This window comes from Pseudomonas sp. 05N36 (assembly GCF_056397385.1).
The window spans coordinates 1-11,083 of record NZ_JBFTNH010000021.1; the positions used below are offsets into that span (position 1 = coordinate 1).

General features: G+C 60.4%; 9 protein-coding genes. 1 reads left to right on the forward strand and 8 read right to left on the reverse strand.

All coding sequences use genetic code 11. From position 1 onward, the window contains the following. Nucleotides 1-200 precede the first annotated feature (200 nt). The 8 genes from ppa to exaC all read right to left on the reverse strand — a co-directional run bounded on the left by ppa (nt 201) and on the right by exaC (nt 8,800). Nucleotides 201-728 (reverse strand): inorganic diphosphatase, encoded by a 528-nt coding sequence (gene ppa / locus AC1DIH_RS22600; RefSeq protein WP_007933577.1) that lies wholly within the window; start codon nt 726-728, stop codon nt 201-203. 122 nt (nt 729-850) lie between these two features. Continuing rightward, entirely contained in the window at nt 851-1,663 is an 813-nt protein-coding gene (locus tag AC1DIH_RS22605) for a M90 family metallopeptidase (protein ID WP_477773359.1), read from the reverse strand. A 6-nt stretch (nt 1,664-1,669) separates the two neighbouring features. After that, nucleotides 1,670-2,326 (reverse strand): DedA family protein, encoded by a 657-nt coding sequence (locus tag AC1DIH_RS22610; protein WP_427528589.1) that lies wholly within the window; start codon nt 2,324-2,326, stop codon nt 1,670-1,672. A 281-nt stretch (nt 2,327-2,607) separates the two neighbouring features. Further along, nucleotides 2,608-3,069 carry a GNAT family N-acetyltransferase gene (locus AC1DIH_RS22615; protein ID WP_054594225.1) on the reverse strand — a complete coding sequence of 154 codons (462 nt, stop codon included), beginning with the start codon at nt 3,067-3,069 and terminating at the stop codon, nt 2,608-2,610. 129 nt (nt 3,070-3,198) lie between these two features. Further along, a complete protein-coding gene (eutC, locus tag AC1DIH_RS22620) occupies nt 3,199-4,023 on the reverse strand; it encodes an ethanolamine ammonia-lyase subunit EutC (protein ID WP_477773421.1) in 825 nt (274 codons plus the stop codon). Nucleotides 4,024-4,034: 11 nt separating this feature from the next. Further along, entirely contained in the window at nt 4,035-5,429 is a 1,395-nt protein-coding gene (locus AC1DIH_RS22625; RefSeq protein ID WP_477773360.1) for an ethanolamine ammonia-lyase subunit EutB, read from the reverse strand. Between the two features lie 201 nt (nt 5,430-5,630). After that, nucleotides 5,631-7,001: an ethanolamine permease gene (gene eat / locus AC1DIH_RS22630; RefSeq protein ID WP_477768516.1), complete on the reverse strand. Its 1,371-nt coding sequence runs from the start codon at nt 6,999-7,001 to the stop codon at nt 5,631-5,633. A 278-nt stretch (nt 7,002-7,279) separates the two neighbouring features. Further along, nucleotides 7,280-8,800, reverse strand: coding sequence for an acetaldehyde dehydrogenase ExaC (gene exaC, locus AC1DIH_RS22635; protein WP_477773361.1), 1,521 nt, complete (start codon nt 8,798-8,800; stop codon nt 7,280-7,282). A 319-nt stretch (nt 8,801-9,119) separates the two neighbouring features. On the opposite strand from exaC, the gene AC1DIH_RS22640 reads away from it, so the two are divergent. Then, nucleotides 9,120-11,036, forward strand: a complete 1,917-nt coding sequence (locus AC1DIH_RS22640) for a sigma-54-dependent Fis family transcriptional regulator (protein ID WP_477773362.1) — start codon at nt 9,120-9,122, stop codon at nt 11,034-11,036. Nucleotides 11,037-11,083 lie beyond the last annotated feature (47 nt).

Genomic DNA, 11,083 nt, shown 5'->3' on the forward strand with positions numbered 1-11,083 from the left:
CTGGCCATGCAGGTGGAAGCTATGTTTGCCAATGTCGATACCGAGAAGCGTCATCGTGTTCATGAGAGATCCTCCGCCGAAAACGAGAAAAGCCCTGCAAGCGTAAACCTGCAGGGCTTCTCGGTCAGGCTGACCATCTCATTAAACCCCGGATAACCGGGGTTTCTTCAAGAGGTCAGTGGCGTTCAGCCAAGGCCGTCTCAGCCTTTATAGGCAGCAACCGACTTGGTGATCGCGGCGCGAGCGGCATCTGCGCCGTCCCAGCCTTCGATCTTCACCCATTTGCCTTTTTCGAGATCTTTGTAGTTCGCAAAGAAGTGCTCGATCTGCTGAATCAGCAGCGCTGGCAGGTCGGTGTATTCCTTCACGTCGACGTACAGCTGGGACAGCTTGTCGTGTGGAACAGCGATGACTTTGGCATCGCCGCCGCCGTCGTCGGTCATGTTCAGGATGCCGACTGGACGCGCGCGGATCACCGAGCCTGGAGCAACCGGGTAAGGGGTCACGACCAGCACGTCGAGGGGATCACCGTCGTCTGCCAGGGTGTTCGGGATGTAACCGTAGTTGGCCGGGTAGAACATTGGGGTGGCCATGAAACGGTCAACGAACAGGCAATCGCTGTCTTTGTCGATTTCGTATTTGATCGGCGCGTGGTTGGCCGGAATCTCGATCGCGACGTAGATGTCGTTCGGCAGGTCTTTGCCAGCCGGAATCTTGCTGTAGCTCATTGGGCGGTGCCCCCGTAAGTGGCCAAATGACTTGGCCGGATTGACCAAAAAGTGGCGGCGATTATAGGCATATTCCGTCGCCTGCGCCACGTACCAGAGGTCGTATAGACCCAGGCAGGAAGCTAGTCGTGTGCCTGATAGCCCGGATGGGTGGCTTGCAGTTGCTCAAGCCTGGCCAGCGGGTCCTGGCGGTAAAACAGCTGCAGTTGCTGATAGACCTGTGGATAAGTGGCGTGCAACAGATCCGGGGCGCTGAAGAAGTATTCGCTGGTGACGGCGAAGAACTCGGCCGGGTTTTCCGCCGCATAAGGGTCGATGGCGGTGTTGGCGTGCGGATGGCGATCCAGTTGGCGATTAAGGTCGTCGTAGGCCTGTTGCATGACTTTCGCCCACTCACTGACGCGCATGTCGCTGTGCAGCGGCGGCAAGCCGTTGGCATTGCCGTTGAGCATGTCGAGTTTGTGCGCCAGTTCGTGGATCACCAGGTTGTAGCCTTCCCAGCCCCCGCTGGCCATCACGCCCGGCCAGGCCAGAATGATCGGCCCCTGTTGCCAGGCTTCGCCGCTGTGCTCGCCGTTCCATTCATGCTCGACGCCGCTGGCATCGCGATGGCGCTGCGGGCTGAGGAAGTCGTCGGGATAGAGCACGATTTCGTGGAAACCCTGATACCAGTTCAAATCGCCCAGGTGCAGCAGCGGCAATTGCGCCTGCGCGGCAAGCAGCAGGCGCTGCTCCTGGTGCAGTTCGACGCCGGGCAGGCAGGTCAGGTGTTTTTCTTGCAGAAAGAGCACGGCGGCTTCGCGCAGCCAGTGGTCTTCGGCCTCGCTGAGGCCGTCGAGAAAACTCAGGTGTTGGCGCACCCGCTGCCAGGTTTCATCGGCAACGGGGTGCTTGGTCAGCGTACGCCGGCGGCGCCAGGCGTTGAGGAACCACATGGACGCTCAGCGCGACGCGGCTTTGGAGCTCGCGTTGGCCAGGCGGTTGCGGATCACGCCAATGATCATCGGCACCAGCGACAGCAGGATGATGCCCACGACCAGCAACGACAGGTTCTTCTTGATGAACGGCACGTTACCGAAGAAATAACCCAGGGTCACCAGGCCGCCGACCCAGAGGACGGTGCCGAACACGCTGAAGGCGAAGAAACGCGGGTAAGGCATTTTGCCGACGCCGGCGACGAACGGTGCGAAGGTCCGGATGATCGGCAGGAAGCGCGCCAGGGTCACGGTCTTGCCGCCATGCTTGTCGTAGAAGTCATGGGTTTGCTGCAGGTAATCGCGACGGAAGATCTTCGAATTCGGATTGCTGAACAACTTTTCACCGGCTGTTCGCCCGACTAGGTAGTTGGTGCTGTCACCGAGAATCGCCGCCAGCATCAACAAGCCGCCCAGCAGTACCGGGTCCATGCCGCCACCGGCCGCTACCGCGCCGGCGATGAACAACAACGAATCGCCCGGCAGGAATGGCATCACCACCAGGCCGGTTTCGCAGAAAATCACCATGAACAGGATGGCGTAGATCCATGGCCCGTAGTTGGTCACCAGCAAATCGAGGTAGACATCGAGATGCAGGATTAGGTCGATCGGGTTGAAATCCATGGTGGGCACCTGTGGTAACGACCCGACTCAGCAGGCCTGTGCGAATATTTTGGAAAATGGGCTACAGGGCTGTGGAGTTTTTCTTACAGCCCGTGAGGTTCGTGATTATACGGACTGAAAGGTGAAAAGCGTGTCGAGTTTGTAGCGAGGGATTTCCAAGTCGGATCGGTGGTTCGGTACTGAACTTTGTGGGAGCGAGCCTGCTCGCGATAGCATCGACTCGGTATGACTGACACACCGAGGCGTCTGAATCGCGAGCAGGCTCGCCCACAGAGTCTGGCTCAGAGTTCTTCGCTGATCGGCAAGACGTAGTTCTTGAACTCGGTGTCTTCGCGAAACCCGATGGATTCGTAGGTTTTCTGCGCAATTTTGTTGTCGCTGCTGGTGGACACGCGCATGCGCACAGCCTGGGTTTCCTTGGCCATTTTCTTTGCGGTGCGCATCAGGTTGTCGGCAACCAGTTGGCGGCGGGCGTCTTCGGCGACGTAGATGTCGTTGAGGATCCACACGCGCTTGAGCGACAGGGACGAAAAGCTTGGGTACAGCTGGCAAAACCCCAGCAGTTTGTTGTCGTCATCATCGGGCAGGGCCAGATAAATCACCGACTCCTTGCGCCGCAGGCGCTTTTCCAGAAAGGCCCGGGACGAGTCTGGATAAGGCAGCGAGCCATAAAACTCGCGGTATTTGACGAACAACGGTGTCAGAAGGTCCAGGTGCTCGAGGGTTGCTTGAGTAATCCGCATGCTAGGCCTCAACTTTCAAGTAGATAGGGCGGCAGTTTCCAGTGGATACGACGGCAATCGGTTCACTACTCGGGCAGCCGTTCGTCGACTCTGCCTGAAAGCGGATCAAAAACGCAATTCGAATACGGGTCAGGCATCCGGCAGGCTCAGTAGGAAATTTCCTTTCATATCAGCGTCATCTTTCGACCCAATAGTCTGGACCTGGGCTTCGTCTTTCAGGTTAACCCCCGACAACTGCCGTCGACAGGCTTCACGCATCAGGTACAGCAAACGGTGTGCCGCCATGCCATAGCTCAAACCTTCAAGGCGGACGTTGGAAATACAGTTGCGATAGGCGTCCGTCAGGCCGACCTTTGGATTGTAGGTGAAATACAAGCCCAAGCTGTCTGGCGAGCTGAGTCCAGGGCGTTCGCCGATCAGGATCACGACCATTTTTGCGCCGAGCAATTCGCCGATTTCGTCAGCCACGGCGACGCGACCCTGTTCCACCAGAATCACCGGCGACAATGACCAGCTTTCGGCGTGAGTCTGTTCTTCCATGCGTGTCAGAAACGGCAAGGTGTGCCGGTGCACTGCCAGCGCCGACAGGCCGTCGGCCACGACGATCGCCAGATCAACGCCGCCCGGGTTGGCCAGCGCGTGTTCGCGCAGTTTTTGCGCGGACTCATCACTCAACTTGCGCCCCAGGTCCGGCCGTTGCAGATAACTGTGGCGATCGCTGGCGGCGCTGTGCAGCAGCAGACTGTCGCGTCCGCGCTCGGCCAGTTGCTGGCTGAGCCCGGCATGGTCGAAGGGCAGGTGCACGGCATCGCGCGCCTCGGCGTGGGCGTACTGGAAATCCAGTTGCGCGCTGGTCGGCATGCTGGTGCCGGTACGACCCAGGGCGATGCGTGCCGGAGTCAGGCGGCGCAGTCCCAGCCAGGGGTTTTGCGGGTCGACAGTTGGTTTATCCATCAGCAGATCACTCATCCCAGTTGCGCCATGGCCTGGCGGAAGGCCGGCGGCAGGTTGTTGCCGAAGTGCACCTTGCCGTCACCTTGGGTGAAGATGCCCATATGTGCCAGCCACCGCTCAAACTCGGGTGCCGGTTTCAGACCCAGGGTCTGGCGCGCGTAGAGCGCGTCGTGGAACGACGTGGTCTGGTAGTTGAGCATGATGTCGTCGGAACCGGGGATGCCCATGATGAAGTTGATCCCGGCCACGCCGAGCAGCGTCAGCAGGGTGTCCATGTCGTCCTGATCGGCTTCGGCGTGGTTGGTGTAGCAGATGTCGCAACCCATCGGCACACCGAGCAACTTGCCGCAGAAGTGGTCTTCGAGGCCCGCGCGGATGATCTGTTTGCCGTTGTAGAGGTATTCCGGGCCGATGAAGCCGACCACGGTGTTCACCAGAAACGGCTTGAAGTGCCGTGCCACGGCGTAGGCGCGGGTTTCGCAGGTCTGTTGGTCGATGCCGTGATGGGCGTTGGCCGACAGCGCGCTGCCCTGGCCGGTTTCGAAATACATCAGGTTTTGCCCCAAGGTGCCGCGATTGAGGCTCAAACCTGCTTCATACCCTTCCTGCAGCACGCTCAGGCTGATGCCGAAACTGGCGTTGGCCGCTTCGGTGCCGGCGATCGACTGGAACACCAGGTCCAGCGGCACGCCACGGTTGATCGCTTCGATGGAGGTGGTGACGTGGGTCAGCACGCAGGCTTGGGTCGGGATTTCGTAGCGCTGGATGACCGCATCGAGCATTTCCAGCATGGCGCAGATCGAGGCGATGCTGTCGGTGGCCGGGTTGATGCCGATCATCGCGTCGCCGTTGCCGTAGAGCAGGCCGTCGAGAATGCTCGCGGCAATCCCGGCGGGTTCGTCGGTAGGGTGGTTGGGTTGCAGGCGGGTCGACAGGCGCCCGCGCAGGCCCATGGTGCCGCGAAACTGAGTCACCACGCGGATCTTCTGCGCCACCAGCACCAGATCCTGCACGCGCATGATCTTCGACACGGCAGCGGCCATTTCCGGGGTCAGGCCAGGGGCCAGCGCCCGCAGGCTCTGCTCGTCGGCCGCATCGCTGAGCAGCCAGTCGCGAAAACCGCCGACGGTCAGGTGGCTGACGGTCGAAAAGGCGCGGGCATCGTGGGTGTCGATGATCAGCCGGGTGACTTCATCGGATTCGTAGGGGATCAGTACTTCTTGCAGGAAATGCTTGAGCGGGATGTCAGCCAAGGTCATTTGCGCGGCGACCCGCTCGCCATCGTTCAGGGCGGCGACGCCGGCCAGAAAGTCCCCGGAGCGTGCCGGGCTGGCCTTGGCCATGACTTCCTTGAGGCCATCGAAACGGTAGGTCCGGGCGCCGACGGTATGGGCAAATGCAGCCATGAGCGGTGTCCTCTTGATGTGTACACGTCTTGATAACACTGACCATTCCCTGTGGGAGCGAGCCTGCTCGCGATAGCGGTGTGTCATTCAGCGCATGTGCCGGATGTCAGACCGCTATCGCGAGCAGGCTCGCTCCCACACTGGATCTCAGTGCACTTCAAAAATGCAGGCGCCGGGAAAACTGCCCGGCGCCGGTGCAACTCAGATACCCGTAAGCATCGCGTCCGCCGGGGCGTCGAAGCGCTGTTTGGCGGTCAACTGGAAGTAGATGAAGCCTGCGACCATGAAACCGAGGAAAATCATTCCGATCAAGGTGTTGAACCAGGCCATCGCCACCAGGCAGACCACCGCCAGGAACAGCGCAATCCCCGGCACGATCGGATAACCCGGGGCGCGGAAGGTACGTTCCAGCAATGGCTCGGTTTTGCGCAGTTTGAACAGGCTGAGCATGCTGATGATGTACATCACGATGGCGCCGAACACCGACATGGTGATCATCGCGGCGGTCAGGGTCATGCCTTGCAGGTTGACCAGCCCGTCGCTGTAGATCGCCGCGATGCCGATCACGCCACCAGCCAGAATCGCCCGATGCGGGGTCTGGAAACGCGAGAGCTTGGCCAGGCCGCGGGGCAGGTAGCCGGCGCGAGCGAGGGCGAAGAACTGGCGCGAGTAGCCGAGGATGATCCCGTGGAAGCTCGCCACCAGACCGAACAAACCGATCCACACCAGCATGTGCATCCAGCTGGAGTTGTTGCCGACCACGGCTTTCATGGCCTGAGGCAGTGGATCGTTGATGTTCGCCAGTTGGCGCCAGTCGCCCACACCGCCGGCCATCACCATCACGCCGATCGCCAGGAACACCAGGGTCAGGATGCCGCTGACGTAGGCCCGTGGAATGGTGCGTTTCGGGTCCTTGGCTTCTTCGGCAGCCATGGCCGCGCCTTCGATGGCAAGGAAGAACCAGATCGCGAAGGGGATCGCCGCAAAAATGCCGGGGATCGAGGCGACCGTGAACTCATTGGAGCCGGACCAGCCGTTGAGCACGAAATTGCTGAAGCTGAAGCCCGGTGCAACCACGCCCATGAACACCAGCAGTTCGGCTACCGCCAGAACGGTCACCACCAGCTCGAAGGTCGCGGCAATGCTGACGCCGAGGATGTTCAGGCCCATGAACACGAAGTAGGCGCCGACCGCGGCGATTTTCGGGTCYAGATCCGGGTATTGCACGTTCAGGTAGGCGCCGATGGCCATCGCAATGGCCGGTGGCGCGAAGACGAACTCGATCAGCGTGGCGATCCCGGCGATCAAGCCGCCTTTTTCACCAAACGCCCGTCGGCTGTAGGCAAATGGCCCGCCAGCGTGGGGAATCGCGGTGGTGAGTTCGGTGAAACTGAAGATGAAGCAGGTGTACATCGTCGCCACCATCAACGCGGTGACGAGGAACCCCAGGGTGCCTGCGGTGCCCCAGCCATAACTCCAGCCGAAGTATTCGCCGGAAATCACCAGGCCGACGGCAATGCCCCATAGGTGCAAGGTGCCGAGTGTGGGTTTGAGCGTTGTTGAAGAAGTCATAAGTCCTCTCTGTTTTTTATTGTTCGATCTGTTGGACTTTCGGGTGTGGCGGTTTGGGTGGATCGACGCTGTTCACGCAGCGGTTAATCTGTCGAGCGGGCACGCAAAGCCCGTGCCAGAGCGGCAGGGCGATGTTCGGTGTGTCAGTTAAGGCGCCTTCGCGAGCAAGCCCGCTCCCACATGAGTTCTATGAACGCCGGAGAACCACTGTGGGAGCGAGCCTGCTCGCGATAGCCATTTGCAGGGCGACACAGGAATACCTGTGCCGCCCCCGGTTTTTAGAAGAAGCCCAACGGATTGATGTCGTAGCTCACCAGCAGGTTTTTGGTTTGCTGGTAGTGATCGAGCATCATTTTGTGGGTTTCACGACCAACGCCGGACTTCTTGTAACCGCCGAACGCAGCGTGAGCCGGGTACAGGTGGTAGCAGTTGGTCCAGACGCGACCGGCCTTGATCGCCCGGCCCATGCGGTAGGCGCGGTTGATGTCGCGGGTCCAGAGGCCGGCGCCGAGGCCGAACTCGGTGTCGTTGGCAATCGCCAGGGCTTCGGCTTCGTCCTTGAAGGTGGTGATGCTCACCACTGGGCCGAAGATTTCTTCCTGGAACACGCGCATTTTGTTGGTGCCCTTGAGCAGGGTCGGCTGGATGTAATAGCCGGTCGCCAGGTTGCCCTCGAGTTTTTCCACCTTGCCGCCGGTCAGCAACTCGGCACCTTCGCCTTTAGCGATTTCCAGGTACGAAAGGATCTTGTCGAATTGCTGCTCGGACGCCTGGGCGCCGACCATGGTGTCGGTGTCCAGCGGGTCGCCACGTTTGATTTGCAGGACCTTCTTCATCACCACTTTCATGAAGTCGTCGTAGATCGACTCTTGCACCAGTGCGCGGGACGGGCAGGTGCAGACTTCGCCCTGGTTGAAGAACGCCAGCACCAGACCTTCGGCGGCTTTCTCGATGAAGGTCGATTCAGCCTGCATGATGTCTTCGAAGAAGATGTTCGGCGATTTGCCGCCCAGTTCCACGGTGGACGGAATGATGTTTTCGGCAGCGCATTTCATGATGTGCGAGCCGACCGGCGTCGAGCCGGTAAAGGCAATTTTGGCAATGCGTTTGCTGGTGGCCAGGGCTTCACCGGCTTCTTTGCCGAAACCTTGCACGACGTTCAGCACGCCAGGCGGCAGCAGGTCGCCGATCAGCTCCAGCAGCACGGTAATGCCCAGCGGGGTTTGCTCGGCGGGCTTGAGCACCACGCAGTTGCCGGCGGCCAGTGCCGGGGCAAGTTTCCAGGCGGCCATCAGGATCGGGAAGTTCCACGGGATGATCTGCCCGACCACGCCCAGCGGTTCGTGAATGTGATAGGCCACGGTGTTGCCGTCGATTTCCGCGGCACTGCCTTCCTGAGCACGCAGGCAACCGGCGAAGTAGCGGAAGTGGTCAGCGGCCAGCGGGATGTCGGCGTTGAGGGTTTCACGTACGGCTTTGCCGTTGTCCCAGCTTTCGGTGATTGCCAGGACTTCGAGGTTTTGCTCGATGCGGTCGGCGATTTTCAGCAGCACCAGCGAGCGCGCCTGAGCAGAAGTGCTGCCCCAGGCATCGGCGGCTGCATGGGCAGCGTCCAGGGCTTTTTCGATGTCTTCGGCCGTGGAGCGGGGGAATTCGGCAATCGGTTGGCCGTTGACCGGGGAGGTATTGGTGAAGTACTGACCTTTGACAGGCGCGACGAATTCGCCGCCGATGTAGTTGCCGTATTTACTCTTGAACGAAACGATAGCGCCTTCAGTACCTGGGTGAGCGTAACGCATGGTGAGTATCTCCTTGGCTTTTGTGCTTATAAGGGAGTACGCGCAATAAGCGCTTGAGAAGCGTAGAGCAAAGGTCGGGCCAGTGCTTTGCAGGTCAGGTAAATCAAGGGCTTACGGTTTTTTTGAGAGGGTGGTGATACAGGACGTGTGACAGATGCGGTACGGCGCCTGTGACAGTTTGTACCGCTTGTGGCACAGCCTGTGACCGGGTGGTCTTGCCAGCATTGCAAAGCAATCGAGGCAGGAGGATGCTGGGCGCCACAAGGTGGTGACAGTCCTTCATTGGGCCCAGCACAGTGTTCGGAGAGAATAATAAAAAATGCACAGCAACCATTTGAGTCGCCATGCCCAGCAAGTCTTGACCGTGACCCAAGGCAAATCCCATTTGCACGGTCCGGGTAGCGATCCGTCCATCGCCCGTTCCTGGCTGCGTTGTCTTGAGGATTATCACCTCGACCCGGCCCTGACGATGGCGCCGACGGTGCTTGAACACGGTCGTGTGCTGGAGAGTCGCGAGCGCTTGCAGCAAGTCCTGCAGATTGCCGGCGGTGAAATGACCAGCCTGCATCAACAACTTTCCGGTGCCGGTCACGCCGTGCTGTTGACCGACGCCCGCGGGGTGATCCTCAACTGTGTCACCGCACCTGCCGAACGGAAGATTTTCGAGCGCGCAGGCCTGTGGCTCGGTGCCGACTGGAGCGAAGCTTGCGAAGGCACCAATGGCATCGGCACCTGCCTGGTGGAGCGGCAGTCGCTGACCATTCACCAGGATGAGCATTTTCGGGGACGTCATACAGGACTGACCTGTTCGGCGAGCCCGGTGTTCGACCCGCATGGCGAACTGCTGGCGGTGCTCGACGTTTCGTCGGCGCGCCACGATGTCTCGCGTCAGAGCCAGTTCCACACCATGGCGCTGGTCAACCTCTCGGCGAAGATGATCGAGAGCTGCTACTTCCTGCGTTACTTCGACAATCAATGGCTGCTGCGCTTTCACTTGCAGGCCGAGTCGGTCGGGCTGTTCAGCGAAGGGTTGCTGGCGTTCGACGGCGAAGGGCGGATCAGCGCGGTCAATCAGAGCGCGTTGAACCTGCTGGGGCATATTCGTGGCGGGTTGCTGGGTCAACCGGTCGAGGCGTTTTTCGATTGCTCGCTGGACGAACTGCTGGGGCGTGCGAGCGTCAATGCCAGCGCCAGTTGGCCACTGCGCACCCGCGACGGGCGGGTGCTGTTTGCGCTGCTGCGCGGCCAGCCCCGCAGCATCCCGACCCCGGTGCTGCAACCGCCGCTCATTGCCGAGCGTCCGGTTCTTACGGGCATTTGCCTGGGAGATGAAGGGCTGCAGGCTGATTTTCGTAAAGCCTTGCGGGTCTTCGAACGTGATGTGCCACTGCTGATCAACGGTGAAACCGGCTCAGGTAAAGAAGCCTTCGCGAAGGCCGTGCACCAGGCCAGTCAGCGCGCCGACAAAGCCTTCGTCGCGCTCAACTGTGCGGCGATCCCGGAAAGCCTGATCGAGAGCGAACTGTTCGGCTATCGCGGCGGCAGTTTCACCGGTGCGCGAAAAGAAGGCATGCGCGGCAAGTTGCAGCAGGCCGATGGCGGCACACTGTTCCTCGACGAAATCGGTGACATGCCGCTGGCACTGCAAACCCGACTATTAAGGGTGCTGGAAGATCGGCAGGTGGTGCCGATCGGCGGCGAGCCGCTGCCGGTCAACGTGCGGATCATCAGCGCCACTCACCGGAATTTGCTCGAGCGGGTACAGGACGGTAGTTTCCGCGAAGATTTGTATTACCGCCTCAATGGCCTGGAAATCGCTTTGCCGGCGTTGCGCGAACGCAGCGACAAATCCCAGTTGCTGGACTTTTTGCTGGCTGAAGAGTCGGGCGGGGAGGCGGTGCTGATTGACGCTGCGGCGCGACAGGCGCTGCTCGACTACGCCTGGCCGGGTAACGTGCGGCAATTGCGCAATGTGCTGCGGACCCTGGCGGCATTATGCGATGACGGGCGGATCGGGGTTGGGGATTTGCCGGCGATTATTCGCCAGGCCCGACCGGCTCCAGTGTTGGCGCAGCTGGAAGAGGTGTCCGAATATCCGCTGGACGATGCCGAACGCCTGGCGTTGCTCAATGCGCTGGAGCAGCAGCGTTGGCACATGACCCATACGGCTGAACAGCTGGGAGTCAGCCGCAACACCCTCTATAGAAAACTGCGCAAGCACGGAATAGCCCGTTAAACCGCACGGAGCACACTTTTGTGGCGAGGGAGCTTGCTCCCGCTGGG